General features: G+C 38.7%; 26 protein-coding genes and 1 pseudogene. 13 read left to right on the forward strand and 14 right to left on the reverse strand.

Annotated elements, in window-relative coordinates; translation table 11 throughout:
* A partial coding sequence (locus tag HDC92_RS06685; protein WP_183873184.1) for a helix-turn-helix domain-containing protein occupies positions 1-252 on the forward strand: 252 nt, incomplete at its 5' end.
* 174 nt (positions 253-426) lie between these two features.
* Here HDC92_RS06685 and HDC92_RS06690 read toward each other — a convergent pair.
* From HDC92_RS06690 to HDC92_RS25355, 6 genes are all read right to left on the reverse strand, one after another.
* On the reverse strand, positions 427-1,221 hold the full coding sequence (locus HDC92_RS06690) for a helix-turn-helix domain-containing protein (RefSeq protein ID WP_183873186.1): 795 nt from the start codon (positions 1,219-1,221) through the stop codon (positions 427-429).
* 28 nt (positions 1,222-1,249) lie between these two features.
* Positions 1,250-1,678, reverse strand: a complete 429-nt coding sequence (locus HDC92_RS25120) for a hypothetical protein (protein WP_255484467.1) — start codon at positions 1,676-1,678, stop codon at positions 1,250-1,252.
* Between the two features lie 93 nt (positions 1,679-1,771).
* Positions 1,772-2,224 carry an NAD-dependent epimerase/dehydratase family protein gene (locus HDC92_RS25125; protein WP_255484468.1) on the reverse strand — a complete coding sequence of 151 codons (453 nt, stop codon included), beginning with the start codon at positions 2,222-2,224 and terminating at the stop codon, positions 1,772-1,774.
* A 155-nt stretch (positions 2,225-2,379) separates the two neighbouring features.
* A complete protein-coding gene (locus tag HDC92_RS06700; RefSeq protein WP_183873188.1) occupies positions 2,380-3,171 on the reverse strand; it encodes a helix-turn-helix domain-containing protein in 792 nt (263 codons plus the stop codon).
* Positions 3,171-3,980: an oxidoreductase gene (locus HDC92_RS06705; RefSeq protein WP_183873190.1), complete on the reverse strand. Its 810-nt coding sequence runs from the start codon at positions 3,978-3,980 to the stop codon at positions 3,171-3,173. Before HDC92_RS06705 ends, HDC92_RS06700 begins: the two co-directional genes overlap by 1 nt.
* Before the next feature lie 109 nt (positions 3,981-4,089).
* Entirely contained in the window at positions 4,090-4,359 is a 270-nt protein-coding gene (locus tag HDC92_RS25355) for a zinc ribbon domain-containing protein (RefSeq protein WP_221270929.1), read from the reverse strand.
* 626 nt (positions 4,360-4,985) lie between these two features.
* Here HDC92_RS25355 and HDC92_RS06715 point away from each other — a divergent pair.
* The 6 genes and pseudogenes from HDC92_RS06715 to HDC92_RS06740 all read left to right on the forward strand — a co-directional run bounded on the left by HDC92_RS06715 (position 4,986) and on the right by HDC92_RS06740 (position 10,382).
* Positions 4,986-6,409 (forward strand): annotated as a pseudogene (locus tag HDC92_RS06715) (DUF3375 domain-containing protein).
* Positions 6,410-6,412: 3 nt separating this feature from the next.
* A complete protein-coding gene (locus tag HDC92_RS06720; RefSeq protein ID WP_183873194.1) occupies positions 6,413-6,976 on the forward strand; it encodes a DUF4194 domain-containing protein in 564 nt (187 codons plus the stop codon).
* Positions 6,977-6,979: 3 nt separating this feature from the next.
* Entirely contained in the window at positions 6,980-8,125 is a 1,146-nt protein-coding gene (locus tag HDC92_RS06725) for an ATP-binding protein (protein WP_183873196.1), read from the forward strand.
* Positions 8,100-8,453 carry a hypothetical protein gene (locus HDC92_RS06730; protein WP_183873198.1) on the forward strand — a complete coding sequence of 118 codons (354 nt, stop codon included), beginning with the start codon at positions 8,100-8,102 and terminating at the stop codon, positions 8,451-8,453. Before HDC92_RS06725 ends, HDC92_RS06730 begins: the two co-directional genes overlap by 26 nt.
* 58 nt (positions 8,454-8,511) lie before the next feature.
* Positions 8,512-9,198, forward strand: a complete 687-nt coding sequence (locus HDC92_RS06735) for an SbcC/MukB-like Walker B domain-containing protein (protein ID WP_183873200.1) — start codon at positions 8,512-8,514, stop codon at positions 9,196-9,198.
* A gap of 2 nt (positions 9,199-9,200) precedes the next feature.
* Complete coding sequence (locus HDC92_RS06740; RefSeq protein ID WP_183873202.1) at positions 9,201-10,382, forward strand: Wadjet anti-phage system protein JetD domain-containing protein; 1,182 nt, start codon at positions 9,201-9,203, stop codon at positions 10,380-10,382.
* An 83-nt stretch (positions 10,383-10,465) separates the two neighbouring features.
* Here HDC92_RS06740 and HDC92_RS06745 read toward each other — a convergent pair whose 3' ends face one another.
* The 7 genes from HDC92_RS06745 to HDC92_RS06775 form a co-directional block, all read right to left on the reverse strand.
* Positions 10,466-10,837, reverse strand: coding sequence for a hypothetical protein (locus HDC92_RS06745; RefSeq protein ID WP_183873204.1), 372 nt, complete (start codon positions 10,835-10,837; stop codon positions 10,466-10,468).
* Positions 10,834-11,361: a peptidoglycan-binding protein gene (locus HDC92_RS06750; RefSeq protein WP_183873207.1), complete on the reverse strand. Its 528-nt coding sequence runs from the start codon at positions 11,359-11,361 to the stop codon at positions 10,834-10,836. The genes HDC92_RS06745 and HDC92_RS06750 overlap by 4 nt, the downstream gene beginning before the upstream one ends.
* Entirely contained in the window at positions 11,280-11,687 is a 408-nt protein-coding gene (locus HDC92_RS06755; protein ID WP_183873209.1) for a hypothetical protein, read from the reverse strand. Before HDC92_RS06755 ends, HDC92_RS06750 begins: the two co-directional genes overlap by 82 nt.
* A 127-nt stretch (positions 11,688-11,814) precedes the next feature.
* Positions 11,815-12,462 carry a DUF6266 family protein gene (locus HDC92_RS06760; RefSeq protein ID WP_183873211.1) on the reverse strand — a complete coding sequence of 216 codons (648 nt, stop codon included), beginning with the start codon at positions 12,460-12,462 and terminating at the stop codon, positions 11,815-11,817.
* 248 nt (positions 12,463-12,710) lie between these two features.
* On the reverse strand, positions 12,711-13,910 hold the full coding sequence (locus HDC92_RS06765) for a hypothetical protein (protein ID WP_183873213.1): 1,200 nt from the start codon (positions 13,908-13,910) through the stop codon (positions 12,711-12,713).
* On the reverse strand, positions 13,907-14,551 hold the full coding sequence (locus HDC92_RS06770) for a DUF6266 family protein (RefSeq protein ID WP_183873215.1): 645 nt from the start codon (positions 14,549-14,551) through the stop codon (positions 13,907-13,909). The genes HDC92_RS06765 and HDC92_RS06770 overlap by 4 nt, the downstream gene beginning before the upstream one ends.
* 4 nt (positions 14,552-14,555) lie before the next feature.
* A complete protein-coding gene (locus tag HDC92_RS06775; RefSeq protein ID WP_183873217.1) occupies positions 14,556-14,813 on the reverse strand; it encodes a hypothetical protein in 258 nt (85 codons plus the stop codon).
* A 284-nt stretch (positions 14,814-15,097) separates the two neighbouring features.
* Between HDC92_RS06775 and HDC92_RS06780 the strand changes: the two genes are divergently transcribed.
* The gene (locus HDC92_RS06780) at positions 15,098-15,280 is read left to right on the forward strand and encodes a hypothetical protein (RefSeq protein WP_183873219.1); all 183 of its coding nucleotides are present in this window, start codon (positions 15,098-15,100) and stop codon (positions 15,278-15,280) included.
* Between the two features lie 49 nt (positions 15,281-15,329).
* Here the strand turns inward: HDC92_RS06780 and HDC92_RS06785 are convergent, their stop codons facing one another.
* Positions 15,330-16,796, reverse strand: a complete 1,467-nt coding sequence (locus HDC92_RS06785) for a GntR family transcriptional regulator (protein WP_183873221.1) — start codon at positions 16,794-16,796, stop codon at positions 15,330-15,332.
* 259 nt (positions 16,797-17,055) lie between these two features.
* Between HDC92_RS06785 and HDC92_RS06790 the strand changes: the two genes are divergently transcribed.
* From HDC92_RS06790 to HDC92_RS06810, 5 genes are all read left to right on the forward strand, one after another.
* Positions 17,056-17,670, forward strand: coding sequence for a hypothetical protein (locus HDC92_RS06790; protein ID WP_183873223.1), 615 nt, complete (start codon positions 17,056-17,058; stop codon positions 17,668-17,670).
* 240 nt (positions 17,671-17,910) lie between these two features.
* Positions 17,911-20,304, forward strand: coding sequence for a protein kinase domain-containing protein (locus tag HDC92_RS06795; RefSeq protein WP_183873225.1), 2,394 nt, complete (start codon positions 17,911-17,913; stop codon positions 20,302-20,304).
* Positions 20,305-20,315: 11 nt separating this feature from the next.
* Positions 20,316-20,747, forward strand: a complete 432-nt coding sequence (locus HDC92_RS06800) for a MauE/DoxX family redox-associated membrane protein (RefSeq protein ID WP_183873227.1) — start codon at positions 20,316-20,318, stop codon at positions 20,745-20,747.
* Between the two features lie 79 nt (positions 20,748-20,826).
* Positions 20,827-21,096 carry a DUF6520 family protein gene (locus HDC92_RS06805; RefSeq protein ID WP_183873229.1) on the forward strand — a complete coding sequence of 90 codons (270 nt, stop codon included), beginning with the start codon at positions 20,827-20,829 and terminating at the stop codon, positions 21,094-21,096.
* Between the two features lie 63 nt (positions 21,097-21,159).
* A complete protein-coding gene (locus HDC92_RS06810) occupies positions 21,160-22,197 on the forward strand; it encodes a hypothetical protein (RefSeq protein WP_183873231.1) in 1,038 nt (345 codons plus the stop codon).
* Positions 22,198-22,215 lie beyond the last annotated feature (18 nt).

Raw genomic sequence — 22,215 nt, forward strand, 5'->3', positions numbered from 1 at the left:
CTTTCTCGCTTTGCATACCTTACGGGTCGTAGTCTTTCGGGATTTAAACGTGATTTTGAAAAAATTTATAGTATGACACCTGCAAAATGGCTTCAGCAAAAACGTTTGGATGAAGCCTATTATCTTTTGAAAGAAAAAAAGCAAAAGATTACAGAGGTGTACATAGAAATTGGCTTTGAAGATTTATCCCACTTTTCCTATGTATTCAAAAAGCATTTTGGCATTCCGCCGAGTAAATTATCTAAAGAATAGCAGCAATTGATTAAAACAGTATTATCGATTGTTCTGTGAACAGTTAGCTATTTCTGATGAACTGACAAGTTTATTCTTTGAGAATTCAATGTACCAACTACATAAGTTTTTCCAAACTCCATTGAAAAAGTGTAGCAAAGCAACCACAACACATGAAATATTTTTAAAGCTGTTTTATTTGTTAAGAAAAATTCCTGAAGGTGTTTGTCCAAATTCTTTTTTAAAGGCGAAAGAGAAATGCGATAAATCCTCAAAACCAACTTCCAGATAGACATCACTTGGCTTTTTATTTTGCTTGCTGATTTGAAAATATGCTTCATCCAAGCGTTTCTTTTTAAGCCAACTTGCGGGATTGTTCCCAAATGTCTTTTGAAAGTCCCTCTTAAATGTTGATAAGCTTCTACCTGTGAGGAATGCAAAACGTTCCATGCTAATATTAAACCTGAAATTTCGGTTCATGAATTCTTCCAGGTTGATTTTTTCGGGAATGCCGAAGTTGAAAAAGACATTGGCAAAAGCAGGGTCATTTTTCAATAATATGAGCAATAACTCTTCTCGCTTTACATCTGCAAAAGTTTGATCAATTTGGTCGTTGCCATTATAATAAGGTGCTAAAGACCGGATGAAATTTTTAATCAATTCATCTTCTTCTGCAAATAGAAAAGAATTATCCGTACCAAATACACCAATCGATATTGGATGTTTTTCCAAAAAGCTCCTTAAAAATGGTTCATCAAAAGTGATTACTATTTTTTCAAAAACAGCTTTTTCATTTTTATATTTGGTATAGCGGGCAAGATGATTTTTCCGGGCAATGCAATAATCGCCCGGATTAATCGAATAATTTTCTCTTCCGTCATAAGCCTTCATCGAACCTTGTAATAAACACAAGAAAAAATGCTCAGGAATAAACTGCTCCGGCGAAATTTCAGGGCCTAAATGGCAAGATTGTGTTTCGTTGAATTTCAATTTTATAGTAATTGGTATTTATTGTAAATTAAACATTTGTAAAACAATCAGCGCTTGAAAGTATCGCTTCTTCTTTGCTGCGTGGCTGCCAATTTAGAACATCCTTAGCTTTCTGATTAGATATTTTAATATAAAATTCCTCAGATGTAGCTTGCATTTCTGCAATTTTTCCAGCCTTTTCAGGCCTTTCATTTTTGATTAGCTGTGCAATATCGTAAAAACTTACTGCTCCTTCAGCAGTTGCTAAAAAACGTTGTCCATTGGCTTCTGGATGCAACATTGCCTTGATATGGATATCTGCAACATCACGCACATCTACCGCACCAAAAGTGAATGCCGGACTTTCTCTAACCGTGCCTTCCATAATTGCTTTGATTACACCTTCATAAGATGCAGGATAAATATTTCCGATGACCGGACCAAAAATACCAACTGGATTAACAACGGTTAATTCCAAATCACCTCCCTGCTTTTGGATAAAATCCCAGGCTGCTTTCTCGGCTATCGTTTTTGATTTGATATAGGGCTGGATTGGTCCATTTTCATCCGTTCAATCTTCTTCAGTGAAGATATGATCTTTTGGATTTTTACCATAGCCAATTGCCGCAAACGAAGAAGTAAGTACAACACGTTTTACGCCTGCTTCTTTTGCAAACTTTAAAACTCTTAAAGAACCATCCCGGGCAGGTATGATCAGTTCATTTTCGTCTTCAGGCTCAACTAACGGAAATGGCGATGCCACGTGTAAGACATAGTCGCAATTCTTCAAAGCCTCGTCCCAACCCGCATCTGCTATTAAGTCTGCCTCAAAAAAAGATAGTTTTCTAAAATCGGTTATCCCTGCTTCTTCTAAAGCATTAATGACGCTTTCTTTCCTGGCTAATGAACGTATTGTGGTTTTAACGGTATATCCTTGCAGCAATAGCTGTGAAATAGTATGAAAACCTACAAAACCTGTTCCGCCTGTTACTAATACTGTTTCTTTATTTTCTTTATTTTCCATTTTTTAAATTTTAATAGTACAAAATTACCTAAAGCAGCACTGCCTAAGTTTGTTGTAAAGGTCAATTTTGCTTTGGTGTGGAGGTCAAAACATATCGATACAACTCACGATGCTGAAAATAATAAGACTTTCTATTAGAAGATGAAGCTTATGTGCTAAACGAAAGAAGCATTTACGCCAAATTCTCGCTTGAAAGCTGTTGAAAAATGGGATAAGTTTTCAAAACCAACTTCTAAATAAACCTCGGTAGGTTTTTTTTTCTTTTGTGAAATGAGAAAATAGGCCATTTCTAGCCTTCGTTTTTGCAGCCATCTTTCGGGTGTAGCGTTGAAAGTCTTTGTAAAATCCCTTTTGAATGATGAAATACTCCTACCTGTGAGTTTTGCGAATTGTGGAATAGGGACATTGTATGAAAAATACCTGTTCATATAGGCTTCCAAATCAATTTTATAGGGTTCGCTAAAATCAAATAAAAAGTTTCTAAGAGCTGGATTTCCAAGCAAAATTTCAATCAGTTCTTTTGTTTTAGTCTGTGCTAAAATTGAAGTTAGTCTATCTGGTTGCTGAAAATAAGGCATCAACGAATTGAAATAAGCTTTCATGAACTCATCATTCTCTATTTGCAGATTGGGTTCTCCTAAATAAATCCCGTCTGCTTTGATATCATATTCGGCACTAAAATTCTTCAAGGTTTGCTGGTCGATACAAATACTGATGGACTTAAAAGGTTTTTCGCCATCTGCTTTTTTTACAGTTTTTACCAATTGATTTTTTCGTACCAAAGCCAAGGTTCCCGGCGGATGAGAAATAACTCCTTCAGGTGAAAACACCTCTGAAAAGCCTGATATAATAAAAACAAGCCAATGTTCGGATACAAATGGGTCGTGAGTAAATTCACCCGTTAAGGAAGAAAATAAAATGATGTTATGTTGATTTTTTGTTTCCATTATCCTTTATATTGGCCCATAATTATTTTGTCTAGCATTTTATCTGAAACAATTTTGCGTGCCAATAGAATTTGCCTGGCATTAGAGCCGCCAGAATATCTCGTTTTAGGATTTTTGGCCTCGATGCTATCTTTTACGAGTTTGGCAATTACTATAGGTTCAGGGAAATTCTTGTTTTCGTTTAACTTCTCTAAACTTGCCGCCATATCCTTGTAAACAGTATTGGCCGATGTACGCTGCAATGTTTGGTTTGCAACGTCAGCCCACTCTGATTTTATACCACCAGGTTCAACAACAATCACATCAATTCCGAATGATTTTACTTCCAGTCGTAAACTATCGCTCAAAGCTTCCAAAGCAAATTTACTTGCGTGATACCAACCTGCCATTGGAAAAGCTATCTTTCCACCAATCGAAGAAATATTAACTATTTTTCCGTATTTGTTTTGACGCATTTTTGGTAGTACCAACTGGGTTAAACGCATTGCTCCAAAAACATTTACCTCCAGTTGGTAGCGGGCATCATCCATCGAAACATCTTCGATAGCTCCTGATGAACCAAAACCGGCATTGTTGACTAAAATATCAATACTTCCCGTTTCTTTATAAATTTGATTTACACAGGCTAAGATACTTTCTTCTTTTGTCACATCCAACGAAATAGCTTTAATACCGTGATTTTTTAAATCTTGCATTTTATCGGTTCTACGAGCTGCACCATATACATTGTAGCCATTTTCAGCTAAATAAATTGCGGTTGCTTTTCCAATTCCTGCTGAAGCTCCAGTTACTAATACTGTCTTTGTCATGATTATTTATTTTAATGTTATGAAGCAAAATTACGTAAGTGAGAGGGGCACAGGTTTTCTGAAAGGTCCAAATTTATTTGCTGAGAAGTCCGCTTGTTTTGTTGTAAGCTTAACCAGGATTTTTTATGAGGTAATTATCGGTTATAAGGTTTCGTTTTATAGCTTTAAAAAGCGAAATAAAACAGCATTTTGGCTTCCATTTTTTGATATAATTAATAAGAGCCTCATTTGTTTTATCTGCGCGAATACGATAGCTGCAAGTCGATACACAATGATAATAAAAGTACCGGGCAGTAAGTCCTTTAAAGGCACTGCCAGATAGTTTTTTTCCGCAATCGGGGCACAGCAAAAAAAATCTTAAGATTAGCTCTTCTGGCAAGGAGACTTTCCTATTTCCATTTACTGGCTTTTTTTCCGATTAAGAATATCCTGGACCTTATTAAACAGGTTTACAGTAATATAGGTTCATGTATACCTCTGATCAATTGTTCGGGATCCTTTTTATATGCTGGTACAAAAATATTACCGCAATAAGTTGGGTTCCGGATTGCCTGATAAAAACTATTCCTTGAACAAAAGCAGACCTTTTCTTTTGGCAAGAAAATAAATCTGGCTTACATTATAGTTATCATGCGCAATTTCATTAAAAGCCCGTTTCATTATTTTAGCTTTACTACAGTCCGGGTATATATATTTATGGCCATTCTCTGATACTTTATTAGTATATCCAAGGAATTTTGAAAACAACTGAAGAAATAATGGAGGAAGCAAATCGCATTTGGAAATCCAGATCGAAACCAAAGTCCTTTAATTGACTTGGTTTTTATTATACTCAGCCATAACCATGCTTTTAGATGGGTTGTGGCTAAGTATAGATAATTATAGCTAACCATAACTATCATTTTATATGGCTTAAGGCTAGATATAAATTAGAAAGCTCGTTAATAATTTGGTTTTTTCATTGAATATAATTACGTTCACATATAACTAACGGTCATAAATCCAATGAATTACGATAAAGCACTCTCCTTATATCGAAATGATAAAACACTGCAAATTCTGCGGGCAAACCATTTTCCATTATTGGTTAGCTTTTTTCATCTGGTATTTAAAGCCCAAAATAGAATATCTTATACGCAATCTAGGTTAGTAAGTCTTTTAGGTGATTTTATATTTTCTTTGGATCGGCAGGGGATAAAAGAATACCCTAACGCAGCATTAGATTATCTTCAGGACTGGGTTGACAGGGTTATCTGCGCAGGTATTATGAAACGGCCGATGAACCCGTTTATGAGTTGTCTCCAGCATCAGAAAATGCCTTGAAATGGTTAGATGATTTAAATAAACAACAATTTGTGGGCACCCATAGCAGACTTATCCAGTTTTTTTCACTTTTGCAGCAAATTGTAAATAAGAATGCCGGTCCCTATGACCGGATCAAACATTTAGAAGAAGAACGCAAGAAAATTGACCTCGAAATAGACGAAATCAGAAAAGGTAATTACGAAAGGCCTTCAGATACTCGTATTAAGGAAGATTATTTTCTTGCCGAAGAAACAGCCCGAAGTTTGCTGGCAGATTTTCGACAGGTGGAAGAAAATTTCCGCGAGCTGGATACCCAGACCAGACAAACCATTATCAAGAGTAACTTAGCAAAAGGAGCTCTGCTTGATGACATTTTTGAACAGCAGGATTATTTGTGGAACACCGACCAGGGTAAAAGTTTTAAGGCTTTTTGGGAGTTTCTGATGAGTGAAAGCATGCAGAAAGAATTGGAGCATTTGCTCGAAAGGATAAATGATATTCCCGCAATAAAACAGGTCAAAAAAGAACAAATTGTCGATCGTATTAAAACAAATCTGGTTGATGCCGGTGATAAAGTTAATCGCAGCAATGATGGTCTTATAGCGCAGTTGCGCAAATACGTTGAACAGAAAAACCTTTCTGAAAGCAAATACATTATGCAAAGTATAGAGGCGATTGAGCATCTTTTGATTGAAAATAAAGAAACTATAGATGTGCAGCAACCCCTAATGGAAATTGATGGCGTATTCAGACCCTCATTTGTTATGGAGAGACCTCTTTTTACGCCGCCAATAAAGATAGCTTTTGAACAAACCACTATCAATGAAGGTTTTGCAGATGTCAATACCGATATCCTTTTTGACCAGTTTTATGTTGATGTAGAAGAATTGAATAATAATATTAGGTTACTATTACAGCATAAGTCGCAAGTTTCACTTTCAGAGCTATTGCAACATTATCACGCATCCAAGGGCATTGCTGAAGTATTAGGTTATATGCAAATCGCTACCACCAATAACAAACATTTTATCAACAACAACCAAACGGAAATATTCAACCTTTTGAATTCCGATACGGGAAATCAATACGAGTTAACAGCACCATTGATCATTTTTAACCGATAGACTATGAAATTAGATTTTTCTCTAAGCCTGATTTCCTTACTTAAGGGAGTAGTTACTAGTTTTCAAAAGGAAGCCTGGGAAAATTTGATACAATTTGAACCCCAGGTAAAAAGATACTATTTACCCTTTGGATTGGATCTTTATCTAGATAGGAGTGATGGATATGCATTTTTAAGGCAGTTGGATGTAGAGGATGAGCAGCTGCCTCGCCTGGCAGAAAAACGGCAGCTTAATTTTTTTGTCTCCCTGCTGTGTCTTACATTAAGAAAGTTTTTGCTTGAACAAGATGCAATTGGCGGTACAGTCAGGGCAATTGTGACAAGGGATGAAATTGTAAACCGGCTTAAAATATTCCTTCCAATTGCCAACGATGAAGTAAAACAGCAGGATAAAATAGTTGCCACTATCAACAAAGTTATGGATATGGGTTTTCTGCGTAAGCTCGATGAGCAACAGGAAAGCTACGAAATCCACCGTATCATCAGGGCATATATAGATGCAGCAGTGATTGATGACACACTGGCCCGACTGCAAGCGCATGCAACAGACAAAAATATAACTGATTAGCAAATGAGTGAAGATTTTTTAAACGGAGAGGATCTGAACAAAGCAGGTTTCAGGTTACAATATCTGGAGGTTCTAAATTGGGGTACATTCGATAAGATGCGCTGGCAAATTCAGCCTGATGGTCAAAATGCGTTGCTTACCGGCGATATAGGTTCCGGTAAATCCACCTTAGTTGACGCATTGACCTGTCTGCTGGTTCCTCACAATAAAATAGTGTTCAATAAGGCTGCCGGAGCAGAAGGAAAAGAACGTAATCTATTGAGTTATGTAAAAGGAGAATATAAAAAGGAAAAAGAAGAGATTACTAAAGTTGCCAAGAAAATATACCTCCGTCCTGATGACAATACCTATTCAGTAATTACAGCAAATTTCCATAACGAGGGATATAATGAACACATCAGCCTGTCACAGGTATTTTGGATTGGCAAAGAGGGTAGGGTTGACAAGTTGCTTATCATCGGATCACTACCGCTTACCATTTTAAAGCATTTTAGCGGGTTTTCCGATATCAATGATTTGCGTAAAAGATTACGCAATACCGAGGGTGTACAATTGTTTAATGACAATTTTAGTCAATATAGTGAGCATTTCAGACGGCTTTTTGGAATGAACAGTGATAAAGCTATAGATCTTTTTTACCAGACTGTGTCTATGAAGTCTGTAAGTAGCTTAACAGATTTTGTACGCGATCAGATGCTTGAGCGTACAGATGTTAAAGAACAGATCTCTGCATTGCTCAGTCGTTTTGATGATTTAAACAAAGCACATGCAGCAGTGGTAAACGCGCGCGAACAGTCTCAAATTTTGGCGCCATTAACTTCCTCCGCAATTGAATACGATGAGGTTGCTAAAAAGATAGATCATGTGGAGGCTATGTTGGACGTGGTACCTGCATGGTTTGCAAGGCAAAAGCTAGGCTTATTAAAGGATGCCATACAACACCAGCATGAGAAATTGAATAATGCAACCGGTCTTCAAAAAAAATTGGCAGATCAGGTTAGTGAACTAGAGAATAAAAAAATAGGGTTGCTGCAGGACATAGAAAACAATGGAGGAAAACGTATTGAACAAATTGACCAGGAAATCAGGCAACACGATATAGATACAAGTTTCTGCATCGCAAATGGAACTGTATTTTCCGATAGTTGACAGCCATTTGTCCGGAAAAGAATTGCGTCTGAATACAATTGATAAAGAGCGGGACCAATTTAAACGGCATTTTGAAGGAGAACAGGGCGAGCTCAAAAAATTAAGACATAAGCTGGGTATGTTACGTTCCACAGTAGAGCGCAAAATGAGGGAAATTAAAGAGCATTCTAAAGTAGAATATAATGAAATCTCGGAAAGCATAGATGCACGTTCTGAGTACATAGCAAAATATGAAAAGCTTAAAACTGAAGATCTGAAAAGACATGAGAACCGATTTAAGGAAGAACTAAACAAAAACACGATCAATAAGCATTGCCACATTCGATAGCAAGCTTGAGAAGCACGAAAATGATATCAGGCAAAAAATCAAGTTGATAAATGAGCATTTGAGTGAAATTGTTTACAATTCTACAAAGGATTCCTACATCATCATACTGATAGATCCAACGGTGAACAAGGAGGTGCGGTTATTTAGAGAAGAACTCAAAAAATGTTACATCCATTCGTTTAGTAGCAGTACCGACCTGTACACTGAAGAAAAGTATGAACAGGTGAAGCGAATTTTAGACCGTTTTGCAAGCGGGGATAATATTGATCGGGATTGGACCAATACTGTGACCGATGTTAGGCAATGGTTTGAATTCAATGCGAGTGAAAGACTTAACGAAAATGACGAAGAAGTAGAGTTTTATGAAGGTTCTGGTGGTAAAAGTGGCGGGCAGAAAGAAAAACTGGCTTATACCATACTTGCAAGCGCATTGGCCTATCAATTCGGCCTACAGTTTGGTGAGCGAAAAAGCAGAAGTTTCCGTTTTGTAGTTATTGATGAGGCTTTTGGACGCGGAAGTGACGAGAGTACGAGATACGGCCTTGAATTGTTTAAGAAGCTAAATTTACAGCTGTTAATTGTTACACCTTTACAAAAAATACACATCATAGAAGGACATGTCAATTCTTTCCATTTTATCAGCAATAGGGATGGCAACAACTCACAAGTAAGCAATTTTACCAAGACAGAGTATCATAAGGAAAAAGCCAGGTTTAATGGGGTATTTCAAGAAAACGATGTTTAACTATGATCAGTCCCGAAGAAATAAAGCGCCAGGCGTTAAAATGGTGGGAGCCATTTTTGCGAAGTAAATTCAATACTGATAATAATGAGTTATTTTTTCCTAAGCAAATAGCCCGCATTGGGAAAGTACATGCATCACAGATTACCATTAGGCTTGAGTTATACCAGCAGCAAATAGAAAAGCTATACAAATATTCAAAAAATGTACTTGGTTCAGGTTACCGGATTAAAACCGCTGATAAAACTTTTAGACGAATAGGGACACATGAAATCCCTGATGTTATTGAGTTTGAGACCACTGAAGATTATTTGTCATTTATAGGGAAGAAAAAAGAATACAATTCTTTTTTAAGCAACTGCGAATTGTTGATGTGTAACCTACCTCAACTTAAAGACTGGATTAGGGATAACTCTATGGTTTTGACCAATTCTACTTTAGATTGGAATTCAATAATTACTGTATGCCGGTATTTTATAGCCACACCAAGACCCAACGTATATCTGCGACAGTTGCCCATACCGGTGCATACCAAATTTATAGAGGAAAACGCTGCTCTATTGCAGACCCTACTAAATGTTCTTATACCAGGTGATATCCGCAACCCAAAGCAAAAACGTTTTGTTGAAAGATATTATTTAAGGCACGACGAGCCACTGATCCGTATCCGAATGTTAGATGAAAAGCTGGCCCTGCAAGGAGGAATTACCGATCTAACTGTCTGTCTTTCCGATTTTAATCGAATGGATTGGGGCTGCAGTACCGTACTGATTGCTGAAAATAAGATGAATTTTTTAACTCTTCCGGCAATGCCCCGCGCTATCGCCATTTGGAGTGGTGGAGGATTTAACGTTAGCCATTTGAAAAATGCCTTATGGCTTCTAGATAAGTGTATTTTTTACTGGGGAGATATCGATGAGCACGGTTTTCAAATCCTGCACCAGATCCGCAGTTACTATCAACACACGAAAAGTATAATGATGGACAGACAAACATTTGATGCCTTCCAGGATTTTTGTGTAGAAGGAGAACGTAACCGATCTGAAAATCTACACTTTTTAGATCGGGAGGAGGCTGAACTATATGCTTACTTGAAAACTTTAAGTGGTAGAAATAGACTTGAACAGGAAAAGATACTTCAGGTATATGTTAATCAAATCATTGCTCAATTAAACACTTCATTGTAACTGTAATATTAAAGCCTTTCAATTGTGCAGTCAGCAACTGCACAATTTGAAGGCTTCTTTAGTTATCTACATTGCCTATTAAATCACCTCTTTTTAAGCAACACATAACATCCAACAACCATTAACCCAAGCCCAATATAAATCCAATATTTTGTGGGTTCGATTTGTTTTGTATGGTTTTCTTTTTTATCAATTTTGTTTTCATTAGTTGCCAGGTTAATGGCCTTTGCTATGCCCCGCTTTTCTTTAATTTGCTGAAACTGGTACAGGCCACTGTCATTCCAATAAGTGAATACCTGTGTTTCTTTATCTGCATTTTTCAAAACCAGCATATCAGCTTCCGATTGCTTTGAGGCGGTCTGGCTTGCAGAACTGCTGGTTTTGCTTGTCTTTTTAAATAGGTTACAACCTGCTACAAGCATGGCCAGTAAAAGGAAAATGGTTAAAACTCTCATTGCTTAACTCCTTCCCCCGTCCAATCCGCGTAACAATATATCATTCTGCTGTGCCTTACGCGGCGATATACACCATTACCTTCCCTTGATCCGGCAACATTTGTATTCCCCTCAATCGAGCCAACCCAGCTGTTTTTTGTCCATTCGACAATGCCGCAGTGCGCTATGCGTTTCAGGTCATTAAAATAAATGCCTAAAACCAGGCCGGGCACCGGTTTCCCGGCAAGTCGATTTTTTGGAAACAAGGCAGGGCTCCAGGCGGTCCTGGGCTGCGGATAACCCGCCTGCCCAAACACCCAGGATATAAAGGAAGCACACCAGGGCACTTTCTTTAAACCAGCATAGACATTGTACTGATCTACCCGCACGCCACTGTTTTCCATAGTTTCCTGAACACCAATCTCTTTTTTTGCAATAGCGAGAACCTTTTCCCGGCCATCATTTATAGAACTGCTGCCAGTACGCCAACTGCTGCCCACAATAGCAAACCAAGCGATGCCCAGTAAAATCCTAATTGTTGCCATGATTCCATTTTTTTAAATTGTTCAACCATATTGCCAAGTAGGGGCAAACCGAGTTTTATCCAAAACTGTTGCAACAGCCACCAACACAATCCTAAAATTGTGGTAAAACAAATCAGGCTAAGCAAGATCAGCAGCCATATATTCGGATGGATGTAGCCCGCTGTCGGATCAGCATGCACAAGTAGTTGTTGCAGCAATAGCCATAACAACAGAAGTACTCCAACCAACGCATACGCCGGATAATTGCGTGTGCTGTTTTTAATAAACCGATTAACAAATGGATCTCTTTCCGAAATCTCATTCTTCACTATTTTTAAAGTATTCATCACATTAATTTTTAATTGTTTACAAAAAAGAAGGCTGCCCAGGCAGAGGTTGCGAACTGCGCGTCACACGCGGTGTCCACCTAAGCTGCAAATCAACTACCCGAACAGCCCTTCCTATCAATTCAGCTTATAGCACAATGAACGCTCCGACGTAAAAAGTATCGGACACCATTTTTTTATGGATTACTGAACTAAAGTTAATGTAGCAATGCACCTCATCACCACTGTAATCTCCAGGTACTAATAAATTGTAGCTTAAAGCTGTTCGGGCGGCAGCACCTGGCAAAACAACTAGGCTGTCTTTTACAGGGTTATATACCACCACATTGGCCCTGTCTGTAGCATCCTTATACTTCCCGTCGGGCACCGTGTTCAGCCAAATAAAATCGATACGGGCTGCTACTGTAATGGATACCTCAATGCCATTGGCCAGCAACAATTTACCCCTATTGATCTTCAATTTGCTGTAGTCGATGCTGAAATTGGGTGCTACGCCGGTAATGGCTTCACGCAGGTTGTAGGAAACGGCTTCGTTCATTGCGCTGGTTGGTCCGCCAGCGGCTCCAAAGCCCTGGTCAACTAAACCGCCAATCCGAGCTAAAAATTTGGTAACCAAACCAAATTTAAAACGCTGATTGATCTGCGCTTCAGTAGGGGGTTTGTTACTTATCCTGGGTAAACCCCTGATCACATCTAATGTACGCCAATAAGCGCCTACCACGCTGCCTGTCTTTTTGCGGAATCCACCGAGGACTCCTTGTCTGATAATTCCCATAATTTTAAGGATTAAAAGGTTAAAAAATCTGTTCGTTCGTCAACCTGAAAAATCTTTGGCGACCAGTCGATCCTTACGCCTTTAAGGATGGACTGGTACCCCGGAGTTGAGGGCGGATATTTCATTGATGACCATGCAAAGAGAAATATTTATTCAGAACTGTGGCAGTCCCGGGGGGTATGGTACCCACTATGTAAATCAGCTTAAAAACAGGGTTGCTGCCAGTACCAGGGCAATAAAATTTTTATTTAAATAATAGTGAATTCCTCATCCAGATGCTTTATCATTTGCATCAACTTGCTCTTGATGTGTTTAGCTGTACTTTGCACCACCTGCTTGTACTTGGTTTCCAGACTGGCTGCAGAAATGCCGCTGCTCCCTGTACCCGGCGTGTTAAAACTTCCGGCCACAAAGGCCATCAGCTCTGTACGCACACCAACATCTATTACTTTTGCTTTAATCAGCAGTTTAAAAAAGTAGGCCAGCTGGTCTACGCTCATATCAGTGCGTATCTTATAGCTTCCATCAGGAGCATGCATACTGTTTTTGTAAGCAGGTGTAACGATACCAGGCCTTGCAACAGGCATGATAACCTGTTTTAACCGTTCCAGACACCCCAGTTCGGTTTTCACGAACTTTAAAAGGATCTCATTGATCTTGCTGCAGTTCGGATCAAAACCCTTTGCAGCCTTCCGAAAATTATGCATACTAAAATCATGTTGGTACCTGTACAATTTACTGCACTTTTCGTCAATGGTCTCCATTTCTGCAAGGTCTTCAGTAATGCTTTTCTGGTAATATTTTATAAAGCTTTCCGAATTAAAATTGGTTTCATACAATTGACGGATCAACGGGGATGAAATATAATTTTTATCCCATTTTTCGCATTCCTGTATCAATATGTCCATCACACGTTTCAGGTAAGCTATTTTGTAATAGCTGCAACGTTTGCTCCGCAATAGGTCTGAAACCGGATCCTTGATTACCTTTTGCAGTTCAGCTTCTACATTTAATTTTGTTAAGCCTGCACATAGTATGTCAAATTGATTTGCTATAATTATCTGTTCCTTTTTAAGATGCAGTTTAGGTAAACATACTTCATCGCTGGCATAGTGGCTGCAATGTTCATTAATATGCCCTATAATTTGATCGAGGCAGGTCACGACAGCCTTTTTTAGTGGAAGCAGTGGTTTGGACAATTGCTGGTGGCGGTCGGCCGCATCCAGCAGATAAATGCTTTCACGTTGTACCTGCCGGATCTGTCGTCGGATCAGCTCTTTTCCAAAAATGCTATAGGAAAATTGATCAAGATGCTTAAGCATTTCTTCAGCCACTCTGGGTAAAGTTTCTATCCAAACATTTATTTCCTGTTGTGTCATTTCATACTTTCTTAGGTCCATATCATTCACAATCAATTTTCTGAGCGTTAGGGTTGTGTGCGTTCTCATAATGGTTCCATCCTTCCCATATAAATGCTGTCGGCTATCTTTTTTCGGTTCAAAGAACTTACACTTAAATAAACTTCCAGCGCATGGCCAATAAATTGTGGGTTAAAACTAAAATGATGCTGCAAAGCCATTCTTTTAACACCTCCGGTAAAACCATCGGCCAAATTCAGGTCCGGGCAGTAAAGCACCAACATCAGCTGGTCATCAAATGAAGCCCTGCTATCTTCATTTTGTAGCCAGGTAATTTCAATCTGGCTGGCTGCAGTTAACCTTACAGTTGCGGTATTTAAATTTGGTAAATCACCCTGGCTGATGATCATCTTTGAAAAATCGGTACCCAGGTTAGGGTAGGTTCCTGTAATTGCCGCATGGTAATTAACCGAATAGGCAACGCTAAGTGCCGTTTTGCGAATGGCTAGATTAGCAAAGCCAATAGTTACATAAGGTTGAAAAGGTACAAGCAACTGGTTTACAAATTTCATTTTTTGCCGGTTGGCGATCTGCGCTGTTGTAGGTGGGATGGGTTCAGCTTTTGTCCTCGGTGCCTGTTTAATGTAAGGGATTCCCATCCATGATGAGCCTATTATCGGACCTAATTTACCAGTTATGGGGCCCAAAATGCCCCTTTTTAATTTTGCCATAATTTTAAATGTTAAAAGGTTTATGTTTCAGGGTTAATAAATTCATTTTGTGAGCGCAGTACCACTTTTTTGCAATAGGATAGGAGCAGGTCTTCGCCGGGAGTAATACAGGATCAGCTTGTCCTGAAGTATTCCTACCCAAGTCCTCGCTGATGCCTCTTTCAGTCCTGCTGCCGGGTACACACACCAGAACCTGGGTTGCAGCCATCACGGCAAAAGGCGTGGCTTTTAATAGCATGGTATAAGCTGCGGCTGTTTTCATAAACCGAAAATACCTTTGATGAAAAAGCTTAGGGGCGCTTTGTTCGCTTAATGCGTAATCACTTATGATATGCGTTTTTAGTTACAATATTTGGTTTTGTGCTTAGTGTGCGGCGATTGACATGCTATTCGCTATGTGCGTTATTAAATTATTGATTAACCAATAATTAGTATATTGGCGAATTAGTGAATTTTTTAACCAGCTGCAAGGCTAGGTTCCACAAAGGTTAATTGACCATTGTGCTATTCGCCACTTATTCTGTTGCGGTACAACTAAACCTTAACATGGAACGAGTATGCATATATCCCGAGGATATTTGTGCGATTACCGGACGTAAGCAACGGTATGCGCAAAAATTGCTGAAACACCTGAAATTAATTTTGAACAAGGAAAAACATCAGTGTATTACCCGGCAGGAACTTGCCGACTACCTGGACATTGATGTAGAGCTGATCAGGTTAAAATAGCGATGTAAAGAGACAATCCCGGTTTTAAAAATGATCGGGATTGTTTATTTTAACCATGGCCCGTATTGTTAAACTTTTCATACATAATTTTAGCAGCTTCTTCTACTTCATTCAGGTCAAAAGACCCGAAACCAAGACGCATGTCCTGAATGTGATCATTTGGTCTTTGACTGTAAGGCAGGTAGGGAACTGTTTTTCCTATCGCTGTAAGCATTTCCATATATCCCTTTAACAACTGCGGACTATGAAAATGAAGCCAGAAAGTTAAACCGCAAACAGGTTTATAAATCGTAGCCATACCGCTTACATAGTTCTCCAATTGCAAATTAAGCTGAAATCGATGTTCTGTTTTCTCAGCCTTTAAACGATGCAGCGGGGCGGTCCATTCACCAGTGTTCAGCAGATCGGCAATAACTAGTTCATTCATGATATTACGGTAAGAATAAGGGGATAGCGGCCAGCTTTTAAACCTGTTGATCATAGGAGCGGCGGCCAGAATGGTCCTGATGGTTTGCGCGTAGGTAGTTAACATACTTAAAGCCCCTATATAAATTACATGACCTTCATGTGCATAATTGATAAGCGGTTTAAATTGGGCATAATCATACAAAAACTCATGCTGATCGTCTTCCTCAACAATATAAAAACGATTTGCTTTCGCGATATTTAATAAAGCTTCACAGGTGGCAGCGCTTAAGGTATTGCCTTCGGGATAACTACATTCCGGCCGTAAATAGAAAGCCTTAATTTTTGTTTTTTCCAGCAATGTAGTTAACTTATAAACCAGATCGGGGTCAAGTGTGCGCATATAAATCACCTGTGCGCCGGTTTTTTGAAGTACAAGGTTAAGTTCCATATCCTGTACCGAGGTGCTAACAACAATATCCCTTGCTTCCAGCAAGGTGCAAAATACGCTGGTTAAACACTCGGTGCGACTTGTAATGATGTGCATACAGTCAGGATCTCTGCTAAAACTTCTTCTGGCCCCGTTGTATTCCAATACTACATTTTTTAAGATCTGACCATTTAGATAAGTTAATTGCTGTACCTGGCTTTTGGTTGCATAAGATCCGGCACGGACTTTAAAGCGCTTATAATATTCAGTAGATGGGAAATATTGCGGGCTAGGCACATCGAAGCCTACACTGACAAAGGTGTGTTTGAAGTTGAACGGTTTGATCAGCTCAAGGTTTAGCTTGTGCAGGGGTACAGGCATTTTGAAAATTGAAACTGTAGGTGGGTACAATAAATCGTGTCCTGGAAAATCCGGAGATACCTGTGTACCAGAACCTATCCTGCTTTTTAACCAGCCCAGTTCAGTTAACCTGGCATAAGCCCGCATCACCACATTTTTATTGATGTTGTTTTTCTTTGCTACAAGCCTGTAAGGGGGCAATAGATCAAATGGTTTGAGTTTGCCCTGTTCAATTTTATCGATAATATAGTCCTGAACCTGAGAGGTATATAACCCGCGGTTTAGGCCAGGAATAAGCCACAGTTCTTTGTCCGGCTCCATAAGAACATATTTTATGAATAATAAGGCCACGAAACTAATGTAATTTGCGAAATGTCCAGAGAGGTTAAAATTGACCCGTTAGAATTAATGGAATTGACCCATAAGAAATAAAGCTGGTTTAATGAACTTCGCCCTCTTAAAAATAACTAACCAAATATTAATATAAAAGACTAATGATTTTGTGTTTAAAATCAAAAAAATAATGTGATTTGAGCTGAAGATGCAATTTTAGCCACATAAAATCCTCAGAACCAAACTTATGGACAATATTAAAAAAACACTGATAGATCAATGTATTCTGTCGCATTTTGTTAATCCTAAAGAAAGTTTAATTGATCGGGTATATGCGGCCTGCCGGTTACACAATACCATCAAAGGTCAGGAGCTGGAAGTACCAGGCGAATTTAATGAAGGTAGAATGTGGCTTCCTGTTTCATCAATGGTACATAGTTTTGTTAAAGACACTGCTACAAATAATACCTGGGGTACCAGGATCTGGAAAAAAAAACAGTTTATCTTTTTTACCCCCTGTTTACTGGAAAAGAAAGGGCGAACCGATTATATAGGTATGATAGAAGGGGGAACGGTATTGTCTATCGGTTATCCGGAACTGGAAGATCTGATGATCAGTTACGCAGAGGTTGATAAATGGATAAAATATCTATCCTCAAAAAACGAGCAGTACTACCAGGAACGGGCGCAGCTTTTGCATAAAGAGCCTATAGACCGTGTAGCCCAATTTATTAAAGAAAATCCAGCCTTCGTTGGTTGCACAAGTCAGGCTGTACAGGCCAGTCACGTTCGGTTAAAGCGGGGCGGGTACATCAACCAGCTCAAAAAAATAAAGGAAAGGAATTTAATAGGACAATCCTAAACGCGCTGCTGTACAACAAGAATGTACACAGCCAGACAACAGGATTGTATACCCGTGAACAACACGTTCTTAGCATCTGCAAGTAATTTTGGGTATGAAAAAACTGATCATAAAACCCTATTTGAACCGTGGCCTTTTCTGGATGGCGAAAGTCGGAACAGGTAAATATACTGCTAACGAAAGGGGGTAACATTATCAAAAATTTTAGGAAATGTCATCAGAAGATGGAATAAATATAATATGGAAACTACGCTAAACGCAACGCATAAAAAGGTCATTACTAATGAAGACTATAGTCTGGTTCTTGATAAAATGGGTGTTGATTATACATCAGACCATCTTTTTCTGGCTGTTGGCCAGCCTTCAATATCCGGTATGTTGGTCGTATATGCATCAGTTATACGGAACCAGATTGCTGATTTTCTGGTTGAAGTAGTGCCTGTACTAACCGCAAACAATATAAGCTTTCGGATAGTGAAAGACAGGCAAACTGCTAAACAAGTTTTAAGTGGCATTTATGGTGTAGATAATATTGGCAAAATAATGACGATTTATATTCCTGTAGGGGAAAATGAAAGTGGGATACTACAGGAGCTTATAGGCATATCAAAAAATTATAAGGGCCCTGCTGTTCCTGGCTGCTTACCACTGGGTGGGTTGTTATACATAAGTAATTCAGTAAACGGAAATGGAACAGATGTTATTACTCGTGCAAATAGACAAGGGTTTTTAAACCATACCTATCTCATTACAGGCACACTTAAAAAACATATAAAAGGTGATGTTTTAACAGCACTTTATTTGAAGAAGTTTTATATCCCCGCTAAATGTGTAATTAAAGAGGGGGTGCATTATATGTGGAGTGATGATGCAGGAAGGGACATTACCGACAGGTTGCTGTGGCAGCAAAAAATACACCAGGACCTGGCCGAAAGGGTTAATACACCTAAAATTCTGGAAGTATTTGAGACAGCGGATAGTACCTGGCTTACTATGGAGTTTATAAAAGGTAAAACCTTAACCGAGTTTATCAATACGCTTTATAGTGGCCGAACCTGGTTACAGCTGGACATCAATGAGCGTAAAAAATTATTAGTACTGCTTTTAAAAGTAATAGAAGCCATTGAAATATTACATAGTGAGGGTTACCTGCACAGAGACATTACTCCAGAGAATTTTCTGGTTACAAAAACAGAAAAATTGTATATGATCGATCTGGAATTGGCCTACCACGAAAAACTGATGTACCCGCTGCCAGCGTTTGGTTTGGGTACTCCGGGCTATATGTCGCCAGAACAGCAACAGAATAAAATACCTACTGTTAAGGAAGACATATACAGCCTTGGGGCATTGATGATAGTTTTTTTTACCAATCTCCCGCCATATAAGTTCGAACTTAAGACACCAGGTTTAGCTGAGATCCAATTGCATTACTTTATCGGAGATTATATGATATCGGGCTTACTCGAAGCATGTTTTTTTGAAGAACCCATGGAAAGGCCATCCTTAGATACCATTAAACAGATTATCCGGAAATTTAAGGGACAAACTGACCCTGCAATAACCGGAATTGATGAAGTAGCACTTGTTCCTGAAAGATCAGCGATAACAGCCTTTATTGATACAGCGCTGCAGGGCATGATTTATTCCTTCTGTGGGCGAAACAAGTGTATCGCCATATCTGCCTTACCTGAAATGGCATACCTGTTTTATTTGACGGGGGCAAATTATACTGCTAACCAAATGCACCAGTATATCAGCTCCTTTTTACTGGAGCATATCGAAAATCACAAAAACTTTCAACCAAATAAATCACCTGGCCTTGTAAACGGACTTGCCGGCAATGCACTGGCATTACATTATGGAATGCTAACGGGCTTATTTAGTATCACTGCCGAAAATTTGACGCGGCTGACCTATTGCTTTTATAGTTTATCGGATGGTTTGTTTTTACGTTCTGGCATAGCAGGCCAGGCTTTGGCAGCCTGCCTGATTTTCAATAATGATCCTACCGCTTATTTGAAGGACCGGATCATGAGCTACCTGAATGTACTGGTTACTGCGCAATTAAGGGATGGTTCCTGGTCTGGAGATACCGGGATAACAGATCAGCAATTGTTTGGTTTAACAGATGGGATGCCCGGGATTATCATGGCCCTTATTCAGTGTGATAGGGTGCTGCCCGGCAACGAAGCGAAATATGCTATTGAAAAGGGATTGCTATGGCTTAAAAGAAATTTTAATCAAAGGCTGATGATTAATGAAGTTGCTTTTACTGCATTGACATTTTTGCATGCCTACGAGCATCTGAAAATTAAAGAATACAAAGAAATAGCAGAAAAAATGCTTTGGAAGTGCCCTGCTTACGCAGTAAGTGCAAATTACAATCTGGAAACAGGAATGGCAGGGATTGGGCTGGTATATACTGAAGCAGCCAGAATTACACAGCATCAGGAATGGAAACGGCGGGCCTGCTGGATATATCGCTTGTTTGAAAATACGGCAATAAACGTTGAAGACAAAAAAATAAGCTGGCATACCTCATCGACAGATCCTGATGATTTAAGCCTGCTTACCGGTATCAGTGGTATTATTTATTTCCTGCTTCAATTCAAAACATTATTTAATGAATAATCCAATCACAGATGAAAATAAACAAAAGCACCATTGTAGCTATCATTGCCTATCTTTTTGTACTGCTCTTTTTATATGCGGCGACAAATAAGTTGCTGGATTTTGAAAAATTTAAGGCCCAGATTGGGCAATCTTCAATGCTGACAGCCTATGCTCCGGTTATAGCCTGGGCTATTCCATTGCTGGAAATAGTGATTTCCGTATTTCTAATGGTACCCAAAACGGTAACTGCTGGACTGTATGCCTCATTTACGCTGATGGTGATGTTTAGTGCTTATATCAGTATAATGCTAACCCTGAGTGAGCATGTGCCCTGCTCGTGCGGAGGTATTTTACAAAAAATGAGCTGGGGGTCGCATTTGATTTTCAATATCGTATTTGTAATACTGGGACTTGTTGGAATATTACTTAAAACCAAATTTACCTTAAAGGCTAAAGCCTGAAGTAAGACATTTTATTGCAATAGATCAGAGGACGCTGAAAATCTGTGAAGAGTAGGCATTTAAATTAAAGATTAACAAAATGAAAAAAATCTTTCTTTCTGCCTTAGTAGCTACAGTAGCTATTGGTGGAGCATTTTTATCTCAAGGTGAAGCTAAAGCTTCAGGAAAAGTAACCAGGACACCGGGCATTTATTACCTGCCATCTAACCAATGTGCAACAGTAGATTGTACCGGAAGCGGAACAGACTGCGACATCTTATTTCCAGACCTGCCAGATACACGTACTGTTACCGAAGGAAGCTATGATTGTGACTTTCCTGTACAACCAATTGTAGGACAATTGAATTAATCCTTAACATCCGGGTAAGCAAGTCTTCCTTGCCCGGATGTATTTATTTTAATATATATTGATATGAAGAAGTTGTTGCTGATCATCCTTTTTGTTGCATTTGGATTATTGATAGTATTTCTGCTATATGTTTCATCCCGGAGCAGTATTGATCAAAAAAATGGTTTTAACAGAACCTTTAATAATATCGGAATAAAGAAATTAAATGAATTTGATTTAAAGTTTGCTAATTATTACATCAGTGGTATAACGAACAGCAACATTTTTTTAGGTAACCATAAAGCTACCTTACATGGTGTAATGATCTCCGCTGATCTCAGAGACACGGTACATATTAATAATCCCAATTTTATTAAGGATACGATAGATATATGGGCAATAAAGGTTCAGATTGATTCGCCAAATGTATATTATATGGAAAGGATGACACCAGCGTATGCCCAGGCCATACTTCCGTTTGCTGAAACAAAAAGAATAGACCTGAATGATATAAAATTTGATCGCATCAAGGTGATTTCGAAAAACAGTTTTGTTATCAGGTATTTTCAATCAAAACACCGTGTTTTACAAAAGATTACCATTCAACCAACAATCAAAAGAAAGGGGATATTCAGGTTATCTGATGGAATAAATAATGATTTTGCACTTGATGGCTACCTGGCCTATAACAAGGCAACCGGAAAGCTCATTTACATTAACTATTATAGTAATAAGTTTATCTGTTTGGATACCAATATGAACTTCGTTTATATAGGCAATACCATCGATACCAATCGTATAGCAAAAATAAAAGTAGCTGAAATCAATAAAACCAAAACAAAGGAAAAGCTGATGTCAGCTCCTCCTTTGCAGGTAAACAAAAGGGGGTATGCAGATGGCAAGTGGCTTTACATCCAATCGTTGCTGGCCTCTGACCAGGAACCTTTAAAGCAATTTAACACCTATACAGTAATTGATATTTACCATATTGAAAACGGAAAATATAGCCACAGCATCCAGGTGCCCAATATAAACGATAAAAAGCTTACAGATTTCATAGTGCTTAACAATAAATTGTATGCACTGTATGACCATTATATGGTTAGTTATGAAATCCATTAAGCCGATCTCTGCAGATGA

Origin of the sequence: Pedobacter sp. AK017 (genome assembly GCF_014200825.1) — a bacterium.
Lineage (GTDB): Bacteria > Bacteroidota > Bacteroidia > Sphingobacteriales > Sphingobacteriaceae > Pedobacter > Pedobacter heparinus.

What these genes read in the sequence shown, in the direction of transcription:
- HDC92_RS06700 (WP_183873188.1), bottom strand. Translation starts at nt 3,171, where the DNA reads ATGGAAACAAAAAATCAACATAACATCATTTTATTTTCTTCCTTAACG.
- HDC92_RS06805 (WP_183873229.1), top strand. Translation starts at nt 20,827, where the DNA reads ATGAAAAAAATCTTTCTTTCTGCCTTAGTAGCTACAGTAGCTATTGGT.
- HDC92_RS06760 (WP_183873211.1), bottom strand. Translation starts at nt 12,462, where the DNA reads ATGGGAATTATCAGACAAGGAGTCCTCGGTGGATTCCGCAAAAAGACA.
- HDC92_RS06775 (WP_183873217.1), bottom strand. Translation starts at nt 14,813, where the DNA reads ATGAAAACAGCCGCAGCTTATACCATGCTATTAAAAGCCACGCCTTTT.
- HDC92_RS06745 (WP_183873204.1), bottom strand. Translation starts at nt 10,837, where the DNA reads ATGAGAGTTTTAACCATTTTCCTTTTACTGGCCATGCTTGTAGCAGGT.
- HDC92_RS25125 (WP_255484468.1), bottom strand. Translation starts at nt 2,224, where the DNA reads ATGGAAAATAAAGAAAATAAAGAAACAGTATTAGTAACAGGCGGAACA.
- HDC92_RS06740 (WP_183873202.1), top strand. Translation starts at nt 9,201, where the DNA reads ATGATCAGTCCCGAAGAAATAAAGCGCCAGGCGTTAAAATGGTGGGAG.
- HDC92_RS06705 (WP_183873190.1), bottom strand. Translation starts at nt 3,980, where the DNA reads ATGACAAAGACAGTATTAGTAACTGGAGCTTCAGCAGGAATTGGAAAA.
- HDC92_RS06765 (WP_183873213.1), bottom strand. Translation starts at nt 13,910, where the DNA reads ATGAGAACGCACACAACCCTAACGCTCAGAAAATTGATTGTGAATGAT.
- HDC92_RS06810 (WP_183873231.1), top strand. Translation starts at nt 21,160, where the DNA reads ATGAAGAAGTTGTTGCTGATCATCCTTTTTGTTGCATTTGGATTATTG.
- HDC92_RS06755 (WP_183873209.1), bottom strand. Translation starts at nt 11,687, where the DNA reads ATGAATACTTTAAAAATAGTGAAGAATGAGATTTCGGAAAGAGATCCA.
- HDC92_RS06770 (WP_183873215.1), bottom strand. Translation starts at nt 14,551, where the DNA reads ATGGCAAAATTAAAAAGGGGCATTTTGGGCCCCATAACTGGTAAATTA.
- HDC92_RS06785 (WP_183873221.1), bottom strand. Translation starts at nt 16,796, where the DNA reads ATGGAGCCGGACAAAGAACTGTGGCTTATTCCTGGCCTAAACCGCGGG.
- HDC92_RS06730 (WP_183873198.1), top strand. Translation starts at nt 8,100, where the DNA reads ATGGAACTGTATTTTCCGATAGTTGACAGCCATTTGTCCGGAAAAGAA.
- HDC92_RS06780 (WP_183873219.1), top strand. Translation starts at nt 15,098, where the DNA reads ATGGAACGAGTATGCATATATCCCGAGGATATTTGTGCGATTACCGGA.
- HDC92_RS06800 (WP_183873227.1), top strand. Translation starts at nt 20,316, where the DNA reads ATGAAAATAAACAAAAGCACCATTGTAGCTATCATTGCCTATCTTTTT.
- HDC92_RS06750 (WP_183873207.1), bottom strand. Translation starts at nt 11,361, where the DNA reads ATGGCAACAATTAGGATTTTACTGGGCATCGCTTGGTTTGCTATTGTG.
- HDC92_RS06725 (WP_183873196.1), top strand. Translation starts at nt 6,980, where the DNA reads ATGAGTGAAGATTTTTTAAACGGAGAGGATCTGAACAAAGCAGGTTTC.
- HDC92_RS06795 (WP_183873225.1), top strand. Translation starts at nt 17,911, where the DNA reads ATGGAAACTACGCTAAACGCAACGCATAAAAAGGTCATTACTAATGAA.
- HDC92_RS06790 (WP_183873223.1), top strand. Translation starts at nt 17,056, where the DNA reads ATGGACAATATTAAAAAAACACTGATAGATCAATGTATTCTGTCGCAT.
- HDC92_RS06720 (WP_183873194.1), top strand. Translation starts at nt 6,413, where the DNA reads ATGAAATTAGATTTTTCTCTAAGCCTGATTTCCTTACTTAAGGGAGTA.